Source organism: Hyphobacterium sp. SN044, from assembly GCF_021864465.1.
Taxonomy (GTDB): domain Bacteria; phylum Pseudomonadota; class Alphaproteobacteria; order Caulobacterales; family Maricaulaceae; genus Hyphobacterium.
On sequence record NZ_JAKKUV010000008.1, the window covers coordinates 44,889 to 63,892 of the forward strand.

Annotated in this window: 20 protein-coding genes; 11 read left to right on the forward strand and 9 right to left on the reverse strand. The window is 66.1% G+C overall.

The features are described from left to right. Positions 1-126: 126 nt before the first annotated feature. The 3 genes from hemJ to hemE are packed head-to-tail and all read right to left on the reverse strand — an operon-like array spanning position 127 to position 2,660. On the reverse strand, positions 127-582 hold the full coding sequence (hemJ, locus tag L5876_RS11540) for a protoporphyrinogen oxidase HemJ (protein WP_236956507.1): 456 nt from the start codon (positions 580-582) through the stop codon (positions 127-129). Continuing rightward, entirely contained in the window at positions 575-1,615 is a 1,041-nt protein-coding gene (hemH, locus tag L5876_RS11545) for a ferrochelatase (RefSeq protein ID WP_236956508.1), read from the reverse strand. Before hemH ends, hemJ begins: the two co-directional genes overlap by 8 nt. Before the next feature lie 10 nt (positions 1,616-1,625). Continuing rightward, on the reverse strand, positions 1,626-2,660 hold the full coding sequence (hemE, locus tag L5876_RS11550) for a uroporphyrinogen decarboxylase (protein ID WP_236956509.1): 1,035 nt from the start codon (positions 2,658-2,660) through the stop codon (positions 1,626-1,628). 451 nt (positions 2,661-3,111) lie between these two features. On the opposite strand from hemE, the gene L5876_RS11555 reads away from it, so the two are divergent. Genes L5876_RS11555 through dnaQ form a run of 5 tightly spaced genes read left to right on the forward strand, consistent with a single transcriptional unit; the run spans position 3,112 to position 6,687 of the window. Continuing rightward, positions 3,112-3,957, forward strand: coding sequence for a pyruvate, water dikinase regulatory protein (locus tag L5876_RS11555; RefSeq protein ID WP_052290379.1), 846 nt, complete (start codon positions 3,112-3,114; stop codon positions 3,955-3,957). Then, on the forward strand, positions 3,954-4,544 hold the full coding sequence (locus tag L5876_RS11560; RefSeq protein ID WP_236956510.1) for a nucleoside triphosphate pyrophosphatase: 591 nt from the start codon (positions 3,954-3,956) through the stop codon (positions 4,542-4,544). Before L5876_RS11555 ends, L5876_RS11560 begins: the two co-directional genes overlap by 4 nt. Continuing rightward, entirely contained in the window at positions 4,541-5,386 is an 846-nt protein-coding gene (locus tag L5876_RS11565) for a shikimate dehydrogenase (protein WP_236956511.1), read from the forward strand. Before L5876_RS11560 ends, L5876_RS11565 begins: the two co-directional genes overlap by 4 nt. After that, positions 5,383-5,991, forward strand: a complete 609-nt coding sequence (coaE, locus tag L5876_RS11570; RefSeq protein ID WP_236956512.1) for a dephospho-CoA kinase — start codon at positions 5,383-5,385, stop codon at positions 5,989-5,991. The genes L5876_RS11565 and coaE overlap by 4 nt, the downstream gene beginning before the upstream one ends. 3 nt (positions 5,992-5,994) lie before the next feature. Beyond that, positions 5,995-6,687, forward strand: a complete 693-nt coding sequence (gene dnaQ, locus L5876_RS11575; protein ID WP_236956513.1) for a DNA polymerase III subunit epsilon — start codon at positions 5,995-5,997, stop codon at positions 6,685-6,687. A gap of 5 nt (positions 6,688-6,692) precedes the next feature. On the opposite strand, the gene secB is transcribed toward dnaQ, so the two are convergent. Next, the gene (secB, locus tag L5876_RS11580; protein WP_236956514.1) at positions 6,693-7,211 is read right to left on the reverse strand and encodes a protein-export chaperone SecB; all 519 of its coding nucleotides are present in this window, start codon (positions 7,209-7,211) and stop codon (positions 6,693-6,695) included. Positions 7,212-7,382: 171 nt separating this feature from the next. Here secB and L5876_RS11585 point away from each other — a divergent pair, with 171 nt between their 5' ends. From L5876_RS11585 to L5876_RS11595, 3 genes are read left to right on the forward strand one after another with little or no spacing between them, the layout of a single operon-like run. Then, positions 7,383-8,006 (forward strand): Tim44/TimA family putative adaptor protein, encoded by a 624-nt coding sequence (locus L5876_RS11585; protein WP_236956515.1) that lies wholly within the window; start codon positions 7,383-7,385, stop codon positions 8,004-8,006. Then, on the forward strand, positions 7,990-9,207 hold the full coding sequence (locus tag L5876_RS11590) for an MltA domain-containing protein (RefSeq protein WP_236956516.1): 1,218 nt from the start codon (positions 7,990-7,992) through the stop codon (positions 9,205-9,207). Before L5876_RS11585 ends, L5876_RS11590 begins: the two co-directional genes overlap by 17 nt. Beyond that, positions 9,204-9,764, forward strand: coding sequence for a Smr/MutS family protein (locus L5876_RS11595; RefSeq protein ID WP_236956517.1), 561 nt, complete (start codon positions 9,204-9,206; stop codon positions 9,762-9,764). Before L5876_RS11590 ends, L5876_RS11595 begins: the two co-directional genes overlap by 4 nt. Positions 9,765-9,871: 107 nt before the next feature. Here the strand turns inward: L5876_RS11595 and hslU are convergent, their stop codons facing one another. Then, entirely contained in the window at positions 9,872-11,179 is a 1,308-nt protein-coding gene (gene hslU / locus L5876_RS11600) for an ATP-dependent protease ATPase subunit HslU (protein ID WP_236956518.1), read from the reverse strand. Between the two features lie 89 nt (positions 11,180-11,268). Between hslU and L5876_RS11605 the strand changes: the two genes are divergently transcribed. Continuing rightward, positions 11,269-11,709, forward strand: a complete 441-nt coding sequence (locus L5876_RS11605; RefSeq protein WP_236956519.1) for a VOC family protein — start codon at positions 11,269-11,271, stop codon at positions 11,707-11,709. A gap of 10 nt (positions 11,710-11,719) precedes the next feature. Here the strand turns inward: L5876_RS11605 and L5876_RS11610 are convergent, their stop codons facing one another. From L5876_RS11610 to L5876_RS11625, 4 genes are all read right to left on the reverse strand, one after another. After that, positions 11,720-12,829, reverse strand: coding sequence for an FAD-dependent oxidoreductase (locus L5876_RS11610; RefSeq protein WP_236956520.1), 1,110 nt, complete (start codon positions 12,827-12,829; stop codon positions 11,720-11,722). Between the two features lie 66 nt (positions 12,830-12,895). After that, a complete protein-coding gene (gene hslV / locus L5876_RS11615; protein ID WP_236956521.1) occupies positions 12,896-13,453 on the reverse strand; it encodes an ATP-dependent protease subunit HslV in 558 nt (185 codons plus the stop codon). Between the two features lie 113 nt (positions 13,454-13,566). Further along, complete coding sequence (locus L5876_RS11620) at positions 13,567-15,657, reverse strand: bifunctional diguanylate cyclase/phosphodiesterase (protein WP_236956522.1); 2,091 nt, start codon at positions 15,655-15,657, stop codon at positions 13,567-13,569. A gap of 270 nt (positions 15,658-15,927) precedes the next feature. Beyond that, the gene (locus L5876_RS11625; RefSeq protein WP_236956523.1) at positions 15,928-16,929 is read right to left on the reverse strand and encodes an adenosine kinase; all 1,002 of its coding nucleotides are present in this window, start codon (positions 16,927-16,929) and stop codon (positions 15,928-15,930) included. A 174-nt stretch (positions 16,930-17,103) separates the two neighbouring features. On the opposite strand from L5876_RS11625, the gene L5876_RS11630 reads away from it, so the two are divergent. Together L5876_RS11630 and L5876_RS11635 are read left to right on the forward strand one after the other, a co-directional pair. Next, positions 17,104-17,991 carry a RimK family alpha-L-glutamate ligase gene (locus L5876_RS11630; RefSeq protein WP_236956524.1) on the forward strand — a complete coding sequence of 296 codons (888 nt, stop codon included), beginning with the start codon at positions 17,104-17,106 and terminating at the stop codon, positions 17,989-17,991. Positions 17,992-18,094: 103 nt separating this feature from the next. Continuing rightward, the gene (locus L5876_RS11635) at positions 18,095-19,003 is read left to right on the forward strand and encodes a hypothetical protein (RefSeq protein WP_236956525.1); all 909 of its coding nucleotides are present in this window, start codon (positions 18,095-18,097) and stop codon (positions 19,001-19,003) included. Position 19,004: the final 1 nt, after the last annotated feature.

The window sequence follows — 19,004 nt, forward strand, 5'->3', positions numbered from 1 at the left end:
TGGCGTTTCGTCCGGGAAGAAGGGAAACCTGCGCGGTGGTCACCGCCGGTATTGATGCGACGAGTCGCACGAGATGCCCGGCCCGTCAAGCGACAGGGTGACGCGGGGTCACGGCCGCGGGACGCTTCAGAAGGGTTTCACCACCGCCAGGAAGACGATGACGATCACGGCGATGGCCGGGATCTCGTTCATGATGCGCCAGAATTTCTCGGTCCGCGGGCGCTCGCCCTTCGCGAATTTCTTCTGCGCGCCGGCATAGAAGCCATGCACGCCCGACAGGGCGAGGACGAGGAGGAGTTTCACGTGAAACCAGCCCGACGTCCAAAGCGCGGAGTTCGCGGCGATCATCAGAATGGCCAGAAGCCAGACCGCGATCATGGCCGGATTGATGATGATCTTCAGGAGGTTGCGCTCCTGAATGAGAAGCGCCGATTCAAGCTCGCCGCCCGGCTGGGCCTGGTGGTGATAGACGAAGAGGCGCGGCAGGTAGAGCATGCCGGCCATCCAGAAGATCACCGCCGTGATGTGAAGCCCCTTCACGATGGCATAGGCCATCGACCCGGGCAGCATGAAATCAAACATCCATCGTCTCCGCGCGGCAGGGGCATTGCCCGAATCCGGCCGGGCAGAGGCGCTGTCCGCCCGGGGGTTTCAGCCCGGTGTCGCCTTGCAGCGCGGTTTTGACAAGCCCAGCCAGCCCGGAAACGAAGTCCGGCGCGGTCCCGGCGGCCGGCACGCGGGTATAGCCCGACGCGCCGTGACGCTCGGCCAGCTCGGCATATTCGATGTCGAGCTCGACCAGGGTCTCGATGTGCTCGGACACGAAGGCGACCGGCGCGAGGAGGATGTGCTTGCCTTCCCCGGCGGCCGCTTCGATCGTCTCGTCGGTCGAGGGGCCAATCCATTTCAGCGGTCCGACGCGCGACTGGTAGCAGACTTGCCAGTCGGACAGTTCCGGCAGGCGCGCGGCGATGGCGGCGCAGCTCTGTTCGACCTGCCACTGATAGGGGTCGCCGGCCTTCACGATCTTTTCCGGCAGGCCGTGCGCAGAAAAGAGCAGGCGGGCGTTGGCCGGTTTTCCCGCCTTTTCCCAGCTTTCGCGGATCAGTTTCGCATAGGCCGCGATGAAGCCAGGCTCTTCGGGATAGCAGCAGATCGTGCGCGCCGGACCACCGCCCGCCTTGTTCCACGCGGTCAGGGATGACCCCGTCGTGGTGGTGGAAAATTGCGGGTAGAGCGGCAGAAGCACGGTTTCATCAGGCGCCCAGGCCTTCACCGCGGCGACGGCCTCTTCCACGAAGGGATGCCAGTAGCGCATCGCGATAAAGCAGCGGATCTCGTCGCCCGGCAGGGCAGATTTCAGCGCCGCGGTCAGCGCCGTGCTCTGCTTCTTCGTTTCGGGATAGAGCGGCGAGCCCCCGCCCATCAGCGCGTAGTTCGCCTTGGCCGATTTGGCGCGCGTGGTGGAAATGAACCAGGCCAGCGCCTCGCGGACCGGGCCCGGCGCACCGATGATGGCCGGATCGCGGAAGAGGTTGCGCAGGAAGGGCTTCACATCCTCCTGACCGTCCGGTCCCCCGAGATTGAACAGGACGATGGCGATCCGCCGGGCCATGGCGTGCTCCCTACTGCCTGATGGCGGCCATCAGGCGTTCGACATGGGCGACCGGCACTTCGGGCGTGATGCCGTGACCGAGATTGAAGATGTGCGGCCGCGATTGCCATGCCGAGATAATCCGGCGGGTTTCATTGTCCAGCGCCTCGCCGCCGGCCAGCAGTGCGGCGGGATCAAGCTGGCCCTGAACCGGCATGCCGGCGGGCAGAACCGCATCGGCCCAGGCCGGGTCGACACCCTGGTCGAGCGCCACGGCGGTAACGCCGGTTTCGCGGGCATAGCGCGGCAGCATCGAGCCGCAGCCGCGGGCAAAGCCGATCACCGGCACGGTGACCCCTTCGGCGCGCAGCCCGTCGACGATTGCCTTCGTCGGCCGCAGGACGGCGCGCTCGAACAGCGGCACGCTCATCCCCTCGGCCCAGGAATCGAAGAGTTTGAGGACTTCAGCGCCGGACTTCGCCTGCATGACGAGGTAGCGCACGGTCGCTTCCGCGAGACGGTCCATCAGCGCGTCGAAGCGTTCGGGATGGCTCCAGGCCAACGCGCGGGCCTTCATCCGGTCCTTCGAACCGCCGCCCTCGATCATGTAGGTCGCGACCGTCCAGGGCGAACCGGCAAAGCCGATCAGCGTGGTTTCGGCCGGAAGCTCGCGCGTCAGGCGCGATACGGTTTCGCCGACAGGACCCAGAATGCCCTCGACATCGCCAACACTCATCGTATCGATCTCTTCCGGGGCCAGCGGATCAAGCTGCGGGCCTTCGCCGGCGACGAAGCGGACATCGCGCCCCAGCGCCATCGGCACAAGGAGGATGTCGGCGAACAGGATGGCGGCGTCGAAACCGAAGCGGCGGATCGGTTGCAGCGTTACCTCGACGGCCAGATCAGGCGACAGGCAAAAGTCGATGAAGTTCTTCGCTTGGGACCGTACCTGCCGGTATTCGTCGAGATAACGGCCTGCCTGGCGCATCAGCCAGACCGGAGGCGGATCCCGGCGTTCGCCCGACAGGACGGCCAGAACGGATTTCATCATTTTCGTATCGCTCATGGAGGCTTCCCTAGGCGGGCGGTTTTCCCCTGTCCATCTCGTGCCCCATTCTTCTTCATTCTTTCTGAAGGAAAGAGAGTCGGAGTCGTTGGTCCGCCGGCAGGTGGGATAAGTACGGGTATGACCGTTCTCAACACCTGCGTGAAGTTTGCACAGAGGATAAGTTGCCGCAGCTAACTGTCAGCATGAAGAAAGCCATCCTGACATATCGAGTCAGGGAGTTAGACGAGCCTGCTGACAGATCGAGTCAGGGAAAAGCCTGTGGACAGTCTCCGGCCGGGCAGGAAAGATCGCGCGTCGTCCACAGGGTGTTCCGCCTGTGGGTAGTGCCCGGTCATACGGGTGGTTTTTCCTCCCTCGGAGGCCGGCTCGCCAGGTGAGACCGGAGTCTTGGGGAAGCGGCGCGGAGTTGTTAACACTTCGTCAACACTTTTGGAGGCCGCTCGGCTTCATGACCGATCCGATCGAGGCCGAACCGGCCAAACCCGTCCGCTTTCACCTGCACCTCGTCTCCGACTCGACAGGGGAGACGCTGCTCGACGTCATGCGTGCCTCGATCGCACAGTTCGACGGGGTCGAGCCGGAAGAACATCTCTACGCCCTTGTCCGATCACCGCGCCAGATGGAGCGCGCGCTGAAGGAGATCGAGGCGGCGCCCGGCGTCGTCATGTTCACCCTCGTCGGGACGGAGATGCGGCGCATGCTGGAAACGCGCTGCGCCGAACTGGGGATTCCCGCCGTGGCGGTGCTCGACCCGATCCTGGCGACGCTGTCGGGCCATCTCGGCCTGCCGATGTCGAGCCGCGCCGGAGCGCAGCACGAGCTCGATGCGGAATATCACCGCCGGATCGAGGCGCTGAATTACGCCATCGTCCATGATGACGGGCAAGGACAGAATCTCGAGGGCGCGGATGTCGTCCTGTTCGGGATCAGCCGGACATCGAAAACACCGACCTGCATCTATCTCGCGCATCGCGGGGTGAAGGCGGCGAACATCCCGCTCGTGCCCGGCGCGCCGCTGCCCGAACGGATCCTGTCATTGAAACGCCCGCTGGTCGTCGGCCTGACTGCGCAGCCGGAACGGATCGTGCAGATTCGCCGCAACCGGCTGCTCTCGCTCAATGAGGACCGCAATACCGACTATGTCGACGAGGATGCGGTACGCGAGGAAATCGTCGAAGCCAAACGCCTGTTTGCCCGCCAGGGCTGGCCGGTGATCGATGTGTCGCGGCGCTCGGTGGAGGAAACCGCCGCGAAGATCATCAATCTTCTCTCCGACCGGCGAGGGCAGGCATGACCGGATTCATCCTCGCATCGGGCAGTGCGATCCGCCGCCAGATCCTGACCGGAGCTGGCGTGCGTTTCGAGACGGAATCTCCCGGCGTCGACGAGGATGCGCTGAAGGAAGCGATGATCCTGTCGCCGCCCGGCGAGGTCGCACAGGCTCTGGCCCAGGCGAAGGCGCTGGCGGTTTCTGCGCGTCACCCCCAAGCGCTGGTGCTCGGCGCCGACCAGGTGCTGGCAATGGACGGCAAGGTGTTCGACAAGGCGAAGGACGAGGCCGAGGCGCGGCAGCGTCTCGAAACCCTGCGCGGCCGCACCCATACGCTCGAAGGCGGGCTCGCCGCGGCGCGCGGCGGCGATCTGGTCTGGACGCACCGGTCCACGGCCACGCTGAAGGTCCGGGAGTTTTCCGATGTCTTTCTCGACTTCTACATGGAGCGCGCCGGCGGCGAACTGACCGCGAGCGTCGGCGCCTATGCCTATGAAGGGCTGGGCGCGCAGCTCTTCGAAGCGGTCGAGGGCGATTATTACGCCATTCTCGGCCTGCCGCTTCTTCCGGTGCTCGACCTCCTTCGACGCGAAGGCGTGGTGATGACATGACGCTGTCGGCCGCGACCCGGATTGCCGGTGTGGCCGGATCGCCGGTGACGCACTCGCTGTCGCCGCTGCTGATGAATGCCTGGATCGCCGCGGCGCGGATCGACGCGATCTATTGCGGCTTTCCGGTCGATCCCGACCGTGCCGAAACCGCTTTCCGGGGAATCGTGCCGCTGGGGCTTGTCGGCCTCAATGTCACCGCACCCCTGAAGACCGTCGCGCTCAATGCCGCCGATACCGCCAATGTCACGGCGCGGAAGATCGGCGCGGCAAACGTGCTGGTCAGCGAAAAGGGGTTCCTGCACGCCTACAACACCGATGCGCCCGGCTTCATCGACGCTTGCGAGATGCACGATATCGACGTGCGCTCCGGCCCGGTCCTTGTCCTCGGGGCCGGCGGTGCGGCGCGGGCAATCGTGCACGGGCTCGTCTCCGCCGGGGCGCCGGAAATCCGTCTCGCCAACCGCTCGAAGGACGCGGCCCACCAGCTGCGCGACGATCTGGCGCCGACGGGCATCGTCTATGACTGGGAGCAACGCAACCGGGCGCTTGGTGATATCCGCCTCGTGGTGAATGCCACGACGCTCGGCATGGCGGGAAAGGGCGAGCTCGATCTCGACTGGTCGCGCTGCGATCCTCGCACCGCTGCCTTCGACAGCATCTACGCGCCCGCCGTCACGGGTTTCCTGGCCGGAGCCAGGGCGGCACGGCTGAAGACGGTCAACGGGCTTGCCATGCTGATCGGACAGGCGCGGCCCGCCTTCGAACTGTTCTTCGGCCAGCGTCCGCCGGACAGCGTCGATGCGGACAGCCTCCTGACCGGCGTGCTCGAGGCGCGGCGATGAAGCTGATCGGGCTGACCGGGTCGATCGGCATGGGCAAGTCGACCACGGCGAACATGTTCGCCGAGGAAGGCGTGCCGGTGTTCGATGCCGACGCCGCGGTCCACGCGCTCTACGCGCCGGGCGGGGATGCCGTCGCCGAGATCGAGGCCGCCTTTCCAGGAACGACCGGTTCGCAGGGTGTCGACCGGACGCGCCTGTCCGAAGCCCTGGCGCGCGATCCCGCGGGATTCGAAAAGCTGGAAGCGATCGTTCACCCGCTGGTCGCCGCAGCACGCGAAAGCTTCATCGAGGAGGCTCGGGCGGCGGGGTGCTGGGCCGTCCTTCTCGACATTCCGCTGCTGTTCGAAAGCGGGCGGGAAGACGCCTTCGACGTGCTGGTCGTGGTCAGCGCGCCGGAAGACGTGCAGCGGGAACGGGTGCTCGCCCGGCCCGGCATGACGGTGGAAAAGTTCGAGGCGATCAAGGCGCGCCAGACTCCCGATCACGAGAAACGGACACGGGCCGACTTCGTGGTCGACAGCTCGAAAGGCCTCGCCGATGCGCGCGAACAGGTGAAGCGCATCATCGCCGTCTTGAGGCCGGCGGCGAATGACGGCATGAACTGAGCCATGCGCGAAATCATCCTCGATACCGAAACCACCGGCCTCGACTGCAATCTGGGCGACCGGATCACGGAAATCGGCTGCGTCGAGGTGGTGGACTGCATCCCGACCGGGCGGACCTTCCACACCTATGTGAATCCACAGCGCGACGTGCCGGAGATCGTCACCAAGATCACCGGCCTGACGGCGGAATTCCTGGCCGACAAGCCGCTGTTCGAGGACGTGGCCGAGAAATTCTGCGCCTTCGTCGGCGACGCGGTGATCGTGGCCCATAACGCGCCGTTCGACGCCGGCTTCGTGAACATGGAGCTCGGCCGGCTCGGCCGCGACATCTATCCCAGCCAGCGTTTCAAGGACACGGTGCGGATCGCGCGGGAGAAATTCCCCGGCGCGCACGCCTCGCTCGACGCGCTGTGCAAGCGTTTCAACATCTCGCTCGAGACGCGCGACAAGCACGGCGCGCTGGTCGATGCGCTCCTGCTCGCCGAAGTCTATCTGGAACTGAATGGCGGACGGACCCGCGCGCTCGACCTCGCCGGCGATGGCGGCAATGCCGGGGCGAAGGTCGCCTTTCCGGCGCGCCCGCAACGGCCGGTCCCGCTGGCGTCGCGGATCCGGGATGAGGAACGCGCCGCCCATGACGCCTTTCTGGAAACGCTGGGCGGCGCGTTGATATGGAAGAAGTTCGGCTCGGCCTGAGCGCTTTAAGCGTTGCCGGCCGGCGGATTGCCGCCTTCGCCCTGCTGGGCGGCCCGCTGGGCCATCTGCTGGCGATAGATTCCCGAGAAATCCACCGGTTCCAGCATCAGCGGCGGGAAGCCGCCATCGCGGGTCGTGTCGGCGAGGACGCGGCGCGCGAACGGGAAAAGCAGGCGCGGGCATTCGATCATCAGCACCGGATCGCGGGTGCGGTCGTCGAAATTGCGCAGCTCGAACAGGCCGGCATAGTCCAGCTCGACGAGGAAGATGTTGGCATTGTCGCGGGTCGCGGTGACGCGGAAGCGGATCGACACTTCGTGCACGTCGGTTCCGGCATTGCGGGTCTTCACCTCGATGGCGACATCGATCTTCGGCGGCTCGGTCGCCCGGAAGGCGTCGGGCGCACCCGGATTTTCGAACGACAGGTCGCGGACATATTGCGCGACGACGCGCATCTGCGGCATTTGCGCGGCCTGCGGATTGGCGCCGGGAGTGGCACCAGGGTTTGCGGGCGTGTCAGCCATGGGAAATCCCCCGGAAACGGTCTATGTTGATACGCGAAAGGAGGGCGCGCGGTAGCACGCGGCCCCTGCCGGGGCAAGCTTCGCCCTGACATGCGGGGCTGACGCTGCGGGCGGCGCACCCTATATCTGGGCCGGACATCGAACCGAGCGTATCGAGGACAAGCATTCGACATGGATGTTGTGACACTGCTCATCGCCGCCGGCGCGGCCCTGTTCTTCGCCATTCGCCTCTACCAGGTGCTGGGGCGGCGCACCGGGCATACGCCCGAACCCCAGCCTGCTCCGGCCAATGACGGTCCGAAAGCGGCCGATCCCGAAGCGCCCATGTCGCCGGCCTTTTCCGGACCGGCCGGCAGCGGCCTGACGGCGATCGCCGAGGCCGATCCGCGTTTCGACCCGGTCGAATTCGTCGCGGGCGCGCGCGCGGCCTACACGATGATCGTCGAGGCCTTTGCCCAGGGCGACAAGGAGACGCTGCGTCCGCTCCTCTCCGACAAGGTCTATGGCCGCTACGCCGAGGCGATTGATGCGCGTATGGCCAAGGACGAGGTCACGACGACCGAGATCGACCGCATCGCCGAAGCCCAGATCAGCGGCGCGGAACTCGACGGCAGGACGGCGCGCGTGAAAGTCCATTTCAAGGCCGATATCGCGACCGAAACCCGCGACAAGGACGGCCAGCTGGTTGCCGGCGATCTCGCCAACAAGATCGACGCCGACGAGATCTGGACCTTCGAACGCCCGATCGACAGCCGCGATCCGAACTGGGTTCTGGCCGGTGTCCGGACGAATTAGGGCCGCCCTCATCGGCCTTGCCTTCGTGGCGGCGTGTTCTCCGGAAAGCCCGGCGCCGCCGCCTGAAGATACCCCCATCCCCGATGAACCGCCCGTCGAGGCGGCCATCCTCTATGCCCCGACCGGCTGGGACAGCGTGTCCGGCTGGTCCGGGACCGATCCGCGCGCGGCGCTAGGGGCCTTCTCCCGCTCCTGCGCGCGTCTCGCCCTGCGCCCCGACGATGCGGTGATGAATCCGCGCGTCGCTGCGACCGGAACGGCCGGCGACTGGCGCGCCGCCTGCACGATTGCGAACCATGATTATACCGACTCCGAGGAAGCGCGCGCGGCGATCGAGAGCGTGTTCACGCCGGTGCGGGTGACCGCGCCCGACGCCGAAACCGGCATGCTGACCGGCTATTACGAGCCGGAGGTGGAGGTCCGCCGCCAGCGCGAGGGCGAGTTCACGCAGCCGCTTCGGGCGCGGCCGGACGATCTGCTGATCGCCGATCTCGGCGCCTTCGAACCCGACCTCGCCGGGCGGCGCATTGTCGGGCGCGCGGCGGAACGCAATTTCGTGCCCTATCGCACGCGCGGCGAGATCGAGGCCGAGGAAGCGGGCGAACCGCTGGCCTGGGGACGACCGATCGATGTCTTCTTCCTGCAGATCCAGGGTTCGGGCCGCATCGTCTATCCGGACGGGGCGCAGGCGCGCGCGGCCTTCGCGGCGCATAATGGCCGACCCTACAACTCGATCGGCCGGGTGCTGATCGACCGGGGCGAGATGGAATTGTCCGATGCCTCGAAAGACGGGATCGAAGCCTGGCTCAATGAGGCCGGACCCGAGGCGGCGCGCGAATTGTTCAACCAGAATCCGCGCTATGCCTTCTTCGCGCTCGAACCGCTGAGCGACCCGTCACTGGGTCCGCGCGGGGCGGAGGGCGTGCCGCTGACCCCGATGGCATCGATCGCGGCCGATCCGGCCTTCCATGCCTTCGGCACGCCGGTCTTCCTGTCGGCCGAACTTCCGGGCGAACCCGGCTGGCAGGGGCTGGTCGTGGTGCAGGATACGGGCGGGGCGATTACCGGACCGATGCGCGGCGACATGTTCTATGGCTGGGGTGAGACCGCCGAGCGCCGCGCCGGGTCGCAGCGCTCGCAAGGGGAATGGATCATCCTTTTGCCGCAAGAACTCGCTGCCCGCCTGACCCAGGCGTCATGAGCAAGTCCGGAAAGTCCGGACGCGATCTGCGGCCGGAGGAGCGGGCGATCTGGCGCAAGGTCGCGCGCACGGCGCGGCCACTCAATCCCGGCCAGTCCGGACCAACGCGCGAACATTTCGCCGGGCTTCTGGACGGCAAGGTGAAGGAGACGGCGATCCGCCTTCCGGCGGCGAAGCCGCTCGACCCGCCGAAGACCCCGCCGGCAGACCGGTCGGCGGAAAAGCGGCTGCGGCGCGGGAGGGTCGAGATCGAGGCGCGGATCGATCTTCACGGCATGACGCAGGAGCGGGCGCGGGCGCTGCTCGGCCGCTTCCTGCACTCGGCGCGGGCGCGGGGACTCTCGACGGTTCTGGTGATTACCGGCAAGGGCGTGACTGTCCCCTGGCGGGAACGCTCCGAGGAGGAAGCCCCGCCCGGCGTCCTCAGACGGAAGCTGCCGGAATGGCTCGCCGAACCCGAATTGCGCCATCTCGTTTCAGGCTACGCCCCGGCTCACCGCCGTCATGGCGGGGAGGGGGCGTTCTACGTGACGATGCGCTTCCCGCGGGAAGGGTGAAGACCCCTCACCCTAACCCTCTCCCTGCAGGGAGAGGGAATTCTGTCCGGCGTTTCTTTCCCTCTCCCTCGAGGGAGAGGGTGGCCCGAAGGGCCGGGTGAGGGGGATCAGAGAATAAACTTCGACAGATCGGCATTCTTCGCCAGGTCACCGACCTGTTCGCGCACGTAATCGGCGTCAATCCGGATTGTCTCGCCGGTCTTGTCGGACGCGGTGTAGCTGATCTCCTCGACCAGCTTTTCCATGATGGTCTGGAGGCGGCGGGCACCGATATTTTCCACGCTCGCATTCACTTCCGCCGCCGCATCGGCGATCGCCTCGATGGCGTCGTCAGTGAAGTCGAGCGTCACTTCTTCCGTGGCCATCAGCGCGGTGTATTGCCGGATCAGGCTGGCATGCGGCTCGGTCAGGATGCGGCGGAAATCGTCGCGGGTCAGGGCGCGCAGCTCGACCCGGATCGGCAGGCGGCCCTGGAGTTCCGGAAGCAAGTCGGACGGTTTGGCGACGTGGAAGGCACCCGAGGCGATGAACAGGATGTGGTCGGTCTTGATCGGCCCATGCTTGGTGGCGACCGTCGTGCCCTCGATCAGCGGCAAGAGGTCGCGTTGCACGCCTTCGCGGCTGACATCCGCGCCGCGCACGTCGGAGCGGGCGGTGATCTTGTCGATCTCGTCGAGGAAGACGATGCCGTCATTCTCGGCCAGCCGGATCGCTTCGGCGGTGATGGCCGCGTCATCAATCAGCTTGTCCGCCTCCTCGGCGATCAGCGGCTCGTAAGCCTCCTTCACCGTGGTGCGCACGCTTTTCGATTTCTTGCCGAAACCCTTTCCGAGCAGGTCGGAGAGGTTGAGCACGCCCGCGCCGCCCGGCATGCCGGGAATGTCGAGCGTCTGCATCGGCGAGCCGGTATCGGCCAGCTGGACCTCGATCTCCTTGTCGTCGAGCTCGCCGGCGCGCAGCTTCTTGCGGAAGCTGTCGCGGGTGCCGGCCTGGGCGTTCTGGCCGACGAGGGCGTCGAGCACGCGTTCCTCTGCGGCGGCGTGCGCCTTGGCGTGGACATCCTCGCGTTTCTGCTCGCGGACCATGCCGATGGCCACCTCGACGAGGTCGCGGGCGATCTGGTCGACATCGCGGCCGACATAACCGACCTCGGTAAATTTGGTGGCCTCGACCTTGATGAAGGGCGCGCCGGCCAGCTTGGCGAGCCGGCGGGAGATCTCGGTCTTGCCGACCCCGGTCGGCCCGATCATCAGGATATTCTTCGGCGTGATCTCTTCACGCAGATCCTCGGCCTCGACCCGGCGGCGGCGCCAGCGATTGCGCAGCGCAATGGCGACGGCGCGCTTGGCGTCCTTCTGGCCGATGATGTGGCGGTCGAGTTCGGAAACAATCTCGCGGGGAGAGAAATCACTCATGGAAGAAATGTATCCAACAGGCTATCGGAGGTTTGCCCGACCCATTTAGGAGGGGAGAACGGGCCTGACCAGTGCCGGAGGGTGCCGCAATGACAGAGCGTCCGCGTTTCCACCTCGCCTTTCCCGTCCACGACCTCGAAGCCGCGCGCGCCTTCTATGGCGGGATTCTCGGCTGTCCGCAGGGGCGGGAAGACCCGGGCCGCTGGGTCGATTACGACCTCTACGGCCATCAGGTCGTGACCCATTACGCGCCCGAGGAATGCGGCGGGGCGGTCACCAATGACGTCGATTCCAAGAAAATCCCGGTCAAGCATTTCGGCCTGATCCTCGAATGGGACGCATGGGAAAAGCTGGCGGAAAAGCTGAAGGCCGCGAAGGTGCCCTTCCTGGTCGACCCCTATGTCCGCTTCGCCGGCAAGCCGGGCGAGCAGGGCACGTTCTTCGTCATCGACCCGTCGGGCAATGCGCTGGAATTCAAGACTTTCCGCGAGGAGCGGATGATCTTCGAGAAAGATCTTCAGGCGCACTAGACGCTGGCGTTCAGGCCGCGCAGCGCAATTCGGAATGAAGCTGCCCGTGCCGGACGAGTATGCGGGCGATGTCAGGCGTTTGCGGCGTGGCCTCCCAGACGCCGCGCTCGAACGTGCCGCCGAGGACGATCCCGTCCGGGCGCGGGAACATGTATCCGAACCGTCCGGTATAGGCGTAGTTGATCTCGGGCTGGGGCAGGAGGATGGCCAGCTGGCCGCGCACCGGGATCAGGCCTTCATCGCCGAACAGCGCGTGTGATCCGAGGCCCGTGCAATTGAACACCAGCGTTTCTGGCAGTCCGGCGATATCCGCCGGTTCTGCGAAGCGCCGCCGCCTGATCGTGCCGCCGGCGATCCGGAAATCACGGATCAGCTGGCGCAGATAACGTCCCGTCTCGACATACATCGTCGTGAAACGCGTGACCCGTTCGACCGGAAACGGGTGCTGCGGTGAGGCAAGTTCGCGCAGATCAGGCGGAAAGGTTGGCAGCAATTGCTGTTCGGTTCCGCCGAGATTGTAGGTCGGCAGCCAGCGGATCGAATACTCGTCCCCGACCATGAGCTGGAAGCGGTTCCAGCTGTAGGCGGCCGCGGCGCGGAATTGTTCGCGCCATTCCGGCGTCACGCTGTCGGCGTTGAAATGGCCGTAGGGGTGCCATTGCCCGCCGGAGATATTCGACGTCGTGTCGGGCGGCAGATCCTCGGTATAGATGGTGACCGGGAAGCCCTCGTCCTGAAGCAGGCGCGCGGTCGACAGGCCCATAACGCCGCAGCCGATCACCGCGACCGGGCCCTGATGACCGGGCAGGCCGAGATCGGCCGCGAGGCGGGATGTGCCCCAGCTGAGCGTGATCCCGGCGCCCCCATGGCCGTAATTGTGGACCAGCGCCTTCTCGCCCAGCGCCTCGCGGCGCACGACGAAGCCCGACGCGCGATAGGGGCGCAGGCCGGCGACGCTGCGGATCATCCGCTCCGGCGAAACATTCACCGGCGCGAGGCAGTTCGCTTGCGCATTGATGCTGGATCGCGATGCCGGGGTCGCGCAGCCCGCAAGCGCCAGCGCGCCGAGGCTGGCGGTGACCGCCCTGCGATGGGGAGAAAAAGTTGGCGCTCTACGCATCTCCCGACCCTAGGGGATGATCGCGCGGGGCGGGAAGCGGAATTTCCGGTTCGGGGGCGGCCCAGGTCAGTCGCCCAAACTCTCCACCACGAGATTGCCGTTGGTGTAGACGCAGATGTCGGCGGCGATGGCCATGGCGGCGCGGGCGATCTTCTCCGGATCGTCCTCATAGGCGTTGAGCGCGCGGGCGGCCGACAGGGCGTAATTGCCGCCCGAGCCGACCGCGACGATGCCGTCTTCCGGTTCCAGCACATCGCCTGCCCCGGTGATGAGGAAGGTGGTTTCCGCGTCGCCGACGATCAGCATGGCGTCGAGGCGCCGGAGATAGCGGTCGGTGCGCCAGTCCTTCGCGAGTTCGACGCAGGCGCGGGCAAGCTGGCCGGAGAATTGTTCAAGCTTGGCTTCGAGCCGTTCGAACAGGGCGAAGGCGTCGGCGGTGGCGCCGGCGAAGCCGGCAATCACCTTGCCGCCGGCCAGGCGGCGCACCTTGCGGGCATTGGATTTCATCACGGTCGGGCCGACCGAGACCTGGCCGTCGCCGGCAAGTACGAACCGCCCGCCCTTGCGCACGCCCAGGATCGTGGTGCCGCGCCAGCCGGGTTTCGTGTCATTCTGCGTTGTCATGGAATTGCGCCCGTTCGTGAGTGATTGCGGACGCCAGATGTGGACCGGGGGCATGGGGTGATCAACCCCGCACCCCCGTCACTCTCCCCCGAGAATGTTGCGATTGGCCGCGATCAGGCGGTGCGACGCGATCCCATCGGCTGGGCCATATAGGCCTCGAACTCGTCCGCTGGGATTGGCCGCGAGAACAGGAAGCCCTGGGCGAGGGTCGCGCCCTCTTCCTTCAGAAGAGCCAGCTGTTCGGCGGTTTCCACGCCTTCGGCGACCGTCTTCAGCTTCAGCGCCTTGGCCATGGCCAGAATGGTCTCGACCACGATGCGGGCGTGCTTGTCCTGGGCGACGCCGCGCACGAAGCTCTGATCGATCTTGAACACGTCGAAGGGCATGCGCGTCAGGTAGGACAGCGAGGAATGCCCGGTGCCGAAATCGTCGATCGCGAAGGAAATGCCGCGGTCGCGCAGCGGCTGAACCTGTTCGATCACACGTTCCGGATCCTTCATCGCGATGGATTCGGTCAGCTCGATCTCGAGGAGGTGCGGGTCGAGGCCGCACTGTTCGAGCGTCTCCATCACCGACAGGGCAAAGCTTTCGCGCTCGAACTGCATGGCCGAAACATTGACGGCGATCGGCACATTCATGCCCTGGCGCGCCCATTCGGCGGCCTGCTTGCACGAGGCCTTCATCACCCAGTCGCCGATTTCGCCGATCAGGCCGCATTCCTCGGCCGCGCCGATGAAGGCGCCCGGCGAAAGGAGGCCGGCGGTGGGGGGGTTCCAGCGCACGAGGGCCTCGGCACCTTTGACCTCGCCGGTCTCGATGCAGATTTTCGGCTGGTAGAAGACGACGAGCTGGTCTTCCTTGACGGCTTCGCGCAGCTCGTTTTCCAGCACCAGACGCTCGAAGGCGGACTGGTTCATGCTCGGCTCGAAGAACTGGACCGCATTGCCGCCTGACCGCTTGGCGTGAGCCATGGCGAGGTCGGCGTGACGCAGGAGGGTTTCCGGATCCGCCCCGTCTTCCGGGAACATGGCGACGCCGACGGAAGCGCCGAGGAAGACCTGGTGACCGGACACTTCGAACGGGCGGCGGATCGCGCCGATGATCTGCTGACCGATGCGCGCGGCGTCGGCCTCGTTGTCGATCTGCGGCAGCATCAGCGTGAATTCGTCACCGCCAAGGCGCGCCACGAGCGAGGGTTCGCCTTCCGACCCGTTGGCGAGATCGCAGGCCCGGGCGGTCTCGCGCAGGCGGCGCGCGACCATCTCCAGCAGGCGGTCGCCTTCGCCGATCCCCAGCGAGTCGTTGACGCGCTTGAAGCGGTCGAGGTCGAGGAAGAGCACGGCCCCGCGCTTGTTGTCCTCGACGGCGCGGCGCGCGACCCGCTCGACTTCCTTGCGGAAGCGCTCGCGGTTCGGCAGCTCGGTGACCATGTCGACATAGGCGAGGCGGTGAATGCGTTTCAGGTTCGCGTCGATGCGCGCCAGCATGCGGTTGAAGGCATTGGCGAGCACTTCGAGCTCGTCGCCCGTCTTAACCTCGATGCGCACATCGAGCGACTTGGTCGAGGCCTGGCGCGCGGCTTCGGTGAGCTGGGCGATCGGCCGCATGGCGCGGCCGATGGCGATGGCCGCAACCGGCAGGACGAGGCCCAGCGCGAACAGCGCCAGGAAGAAATGACGCTGCGCGGTTTCAGCGGCGGCGGCGCGCAACTCGTCGAGCGGCGAGACGATGTAGACCGCCCCGGCCAGACGCCCGGCGCTGGTGTAGACCGGAGTCGCGACGTGGACGGTGTCTCCGCGGCGCTCCAGGCGCATTTCGCCCGCACCCAGCGCCATGACGATCAGGGGATCGGCAGCCATTGAGGCGTGCTCGATAAGATTGGTGTCGGTCTCGACGATGACCCGCCGGCGGATGTCGGTGATGAAGGCTTCGGACACGTCCGGGCGTTCGATCATCCGCTCGACGCGGCGCGTCATCAATTCCTCGTCGAGGTCGATGATGTCGTCGGACACGTTGAGCGCCAGAATCTGGCCCAGCATGCCCGCGCGTTCGATCAGGCGCTCTTCGAGGTCCTGACGCGCGGCATGGTTTTCCATCAGCACGAGCAGCGCCGTGGCGAAGGCCAGCAACAGCCCCACCAGCAGGGTGAATTTCATCACCAGCGAACGCATGCAGCGTGCGACGACGTTCCGGATCGGGGCCATCAGATCAGCCTTCCTGCAAGGTGGAAGGCGCGTCCCTCGACCGCGCGGACCGGATCGCCCGCGAGACGTTCAAAGACCGGATTCATGCGTTCCACCACCCGTGGTTATCCATCTGGATGGGGGACATTTGCAGAAATGCCTTGAAACGCGGTTAAGGCCGCGATCAGGTTTCGTTAACGGGGGACCGGAAAATTGCCAGCCCCCCGTTCACTTTACGGTAATCCCTTCATACCGCGCCTATGGTTGACGCGGCCGCGGGCCTCATTCCGTTCAATCCAGGCGCGCATTCTTGCGGCTGGCCAGTTCGGACAGCTTGGTTTCCGGACGGGCGCCGAAATGGGAGATGACCTCGCCTGCCGCGATCACGCCGAGGCGGCCGCAATCGGCCAGCGGCAGGTCGCGCGCCATGCCGAGCAGGAAGCCTGCGGCGAAGAGGTCGCCCGCGCCGGTCGTGTCGACGACCTTCTCCACCTTTTCGGCCGGCACTTCCGCCGTTTCGTCGCCGCGCACGATCACCGCGCCCTTTTCCGACCGGGTCACGGCCGCGACCTTGGTTTCCGCGCGGGCGCGCGACAGCGCCTCCTCGAAATCCTCGGTTTCGAACAGGGATTTCAGCTCGGCTTCGTTCGCCATCAGGATATCGATGTGGTTGCGCACCAGGTGGCGGAAGCTCGACCGGTGACGGTCGACGCAGAAGGTGTCTGACAGGGTCAGCGCGGTGCGGCGCCCGGCCGCTTCGGCCAGTTCGGCGGCGCGGACGAAGGCGCGCTTCGCGTCGTCACGGTCGAACAGATAGCCTTCCATGAAGGTGATGTTGGCGGCGGCGATCTTTTCCGCGTCGACATCGTCTTCGGAGAAGAAGACCGAGGCGCCGAGGAAGGTGCACATGGAACGCTGGGCGTCCGGCGTGACATTGATCAGGCAGCGCGCGGTCGCGGGGCCGAATTTCAGCGGCAGGGTCGCGTAATCGACGCCCGCGGCATTGAGGTCATGGGTGAAGATTTCGCCCAGCGCGTCGTCGGCGACCTTCCCGACATAGGCGCCGCGGCCGCCGAGCGAGGCGACGCCGGCCAGCGTGTTGGCGGCCGATCCGCCGGAAACCTCGCGGCCCGGGGCCATCTTCGAATAGAGGTCGCGGGCGCGGTCCTCGTCGATCAGCGTCATGCCGCCCTTCTCGATGCCGTTGTCGGTCAGGAAGGCGTCGTCGCACGGGGCGATGACGTCGACGATGGCATTGCCGACACCAAGAATGTCGTAGCGCAGATCGGCCATGAAAAACTCCGAAGGATCAGTGTGAGGGGCGGGACATGCCGCCCGTTTTGAAAGGTTCGCGCGTGCTTTACGGGAGCGCGCCGCGCGGCGCAAGGCGAAGCAAAAGGCGGCACTTTGCCGGTCACACGATCTCGTCGCTTGCGCCCCGCCGGCGGGAGGGCTAATCGCCGCGCCATGACACGGATCGCCTTTCTCACCGCCGATTGCATGATCGAGGGAAATCCCGGCGCGCGCAGCGACGCCTGGGAACACACGCTGGAATTCGGCGCGATCCGGCCGGCCTGCGCCGCGGCGGGGATCGATCTTGTCGAGGCGATCTGGGACGCGCCGGACCTCGATCCGTCCGCATTCGACGCGCTCGTGGTCGGCACGTGCTGGGACTATACCGAGAAGCCGAACGCGTTTTTCGCGGCGCTCAAGCGCTTCGCGTCGGTGCGGCCGCTGCTCAACCCGGTCGGCACGCTCATGTGGAATCTCGACAAGGGTTATCTCGCCGATCTTGCCGGGCGTGGCATTCCCACCGTCCCGACCGTCTGGGCCGACCGCGCCGATGCCGAGGCCGTGGCGCGCGGTTTCGCGGCCTTCCCGGAGGCCGACCGCATCGTGGTCAAGCCGCGGGTCGGCGCGAGCGCCTGGCGTCAGGCGCGGATCGCGCGCGGCGAGGCCCTGCCGCCGGCCAACGAATTGCCGCCGGGGGCCTGTCTGGTCCAACCTTTCCTGACGGCGGCGGAGACTGAAGGCGAAGTGACGCTGATGTTCTTCGACCGGGTGTTCTCGCACGCACTTGTGAAGCGGCCGAAAGCCGGGGATTACCGCACCCAGTCGATGTATGGGGCGACAGAAACGGCGGTCGAACCCGATGCGGAGGCCGTCGAGACCGCCGCCGCGGCGCTCGATGCCGTTGAAGGCGATCTCCTCTATGCGCGGGTCGATCTGATGCGAAGGGGCGACGGAAAATACGCCGTCATGGAACTCGAACTGATCGAACCGTATTATTATCCTGTACAGGGGCCTGATCTGGGGCGCCTGTTTGCGGCCGGGCTGAAGCGTCTGGCGGGATAATTTTCCCCGATTGCCTTGTCAGGGCAGGAGGGGGTTGTTAGGCCACAACCGCCCGCGCCCCTCGCGGGCTTCAAAGCAGCGGAAAATGCGGAGGCCTCCCTCGATGGACGGAGCCGAAACGCGCCATGACGCCCCCGAGCTGGACGATACCGGCAAGGCCGTCTTCACCGAGATTTACGACAAGCCGGACCCGCGGGACTATTATCTCACGCTCGGGCGGCACAATTACCTGATCCCCGACGCGGCAGCGCCGGTCTTCCAGTCGGTCTATGCGGCCTACCGGGAAGTGCGCCATGCCAACCGGCTGCACATCACCGATATCGGCTGCTCCTACGGGATCAATGCGGCGCTGCACAAATACGGGCTGTCGATGTCGCAACTGCTGGCGCGCTACGCCGCCAAGGATGCGGCCGGGATCGATACGAAAGACCTCGAGGAAGATGACAAGCGCTTCTTCCGTTCGCTCGAACCGGTCGACGACCTGGTGTTCTACGGGCTCGATGTGGCGGCGAACGCCATTCGCTACGGCATCGCGACGCGGATTCTCGACGACGGATCGGCGCGCAATCTCGAGAACGACCCGCTCATCGCCAACGAGGCGCGGCCGCTGGGCGCGACCGACATCATCATTTCCACCGGCGCGGTGGGCTATGTCACCGAGACGACATTCAAGCGCGTGATCGACGCCTGCGGCAAGGAGAAGCCCTGGATGGCGCTGTTCGTCCTCCGGCAATTCGATGCCGGGGACATCGCCAGGGCGCTGGAGGCGGACGGTTATGTCTGCGAAACGCTGGACAGCGCACTCTTCCCGCAGCGCCGCTTCACCGATGCGGGTGAGCAGCGCGAGGCGCTCGCGCGACTGGCCGAGATCGGACGCGAGCCCACGCCGGTGGAAAAAGCCGGCTGGTATGCCGCCGAATTCGTACTGATGCGGCCGAAGGCCGATGCGGAAAAGCTGCCGCTGGCGAAGATGATGCCGGCCTCACGCCTGCCCACGGCCAGCTATATTTAGA

Coding starts and splice junctions, on each gene's coding strand:
- hemJ (WP_236956507.1), bottom strand. CDS start 582: ATGTTTGATTTCATGCTGCCCGGGTCGATGGCCTATGCCATCGTGAAG.
- hemH (WP_236956508.1), bottom strand. CDS start 1,615: ATGGCCCGGCGGATCGCCATCGTCCTGTTCAATCTCGGGGGACCGGAC.
- hemE (WP_236956509.1), bottom strand. CDS start 2,660: ATGAGCGATACGAAAATGATGAAATCCGTTCTGGCCGTCCTGTCGGGC.
- L5876_RS11555 (WP_052290379.1), top strand. CDS start 3,112: ATGACCGATCCGATCGAGGCCGAACCGGCCAAACCCGTCCGCTTTCAC.
- L5876_RS11560 (WP_236956510.1), top strand. CDS start 3,954: ATGACCGGATTCATCCTCGCATCGGGCAGTGCGATCCGCCGCCAGATC.
- L5876_RS11565 (WP_236956511.1), top strand. CDS start 4,541: ATGACGCTGTCGGCCGCGACCCGGATTGCCGGTGTGGCCGGATCGCCG.
- coaE (WP_236956512.1), top strand. CDS start 5,383: ATGAAGCTGATCGGGCTGACCGGGTCGATCGGCATGGGCAAGTCGACC.
- dnaQ (WP_236956513.1), top strand. CDS start 5,995: ATGCGCGAAATCATCCTCGATACCGAAACCACCGGCCTCGACTGCAAT.
- secB (WP_236956514.1), bottom strand. CDS start 7,211: ATGGCTGACACGCCCGCAAACCCTGGTGCCACTCCCGGCGCCAATCCG.
- L5876_RS11585 (WP_236956515.1), top strand. CDS start 7,383: ATGGATGTTGTGACACTGCTCATCGCCGCCGGCGCGGCCCTGTTCTTC.
- L5876_RS11595 (WP_236956517.1), top strand. CDS start 9,204: ATGAGCAAGTCCGGAAAGTCCGGACGCGATCTGCGGCCGGAGGAGCGG.
- hslU (WP_236956518.1), bottom strand. CDS start 11,179: ATGAGTGATTTCTCTCCCCGCGAGATTGTTTCCGAACTCGACCGCCAC.
- L5876_RS11605 (WP_236956519.1), top strand. CDS start 11,269: ATGACAGAGCGTCCGCGTTTCCACCTCGCCTTTCCCGTCCACGACCTC.
- L5876_RS11610 (WP_236956520.1), bottom strand. CDS start 12,829: ATGCGTAGAGCGCCAACTTTTTCTCCCCATCGCAGGGCGGTCACCGCC.
- hslV (WP_236956521.1), bottom strand. CDS start 13,453: ATGACAACGCAGAATGACACGAAACCCGGCTGGCGCGGCACCACGATC.
- L5876_RS11620 (WP_236956522.1), bottom strand. CDS start 15,657: ATGGCCCCGATCCGGAACGTCGTCGCACGCTGCATGCGTTCGCTGGTG.
- L5876_RS11625 (WP_236956523.1), bottom strand. CDS start 16,929: ATGGCCGATCTGCGCTACGACATTCTTGGTGTCGGCAATGCCATCGTC.
- L5876_RS11630 (WP_236956524.1), top strand. CDS start 17,104: ATGACACGGATCGCCTTTCTCACCGCCGATTGCATGATCGAGGGAAAT.
- L5876_RS11635 (WP_236956525.1), top strand. CDS start 18,095: ATGGACGGAGCCGAAACGCGCCATGACGCCCCCGAGCTGGACGATACC.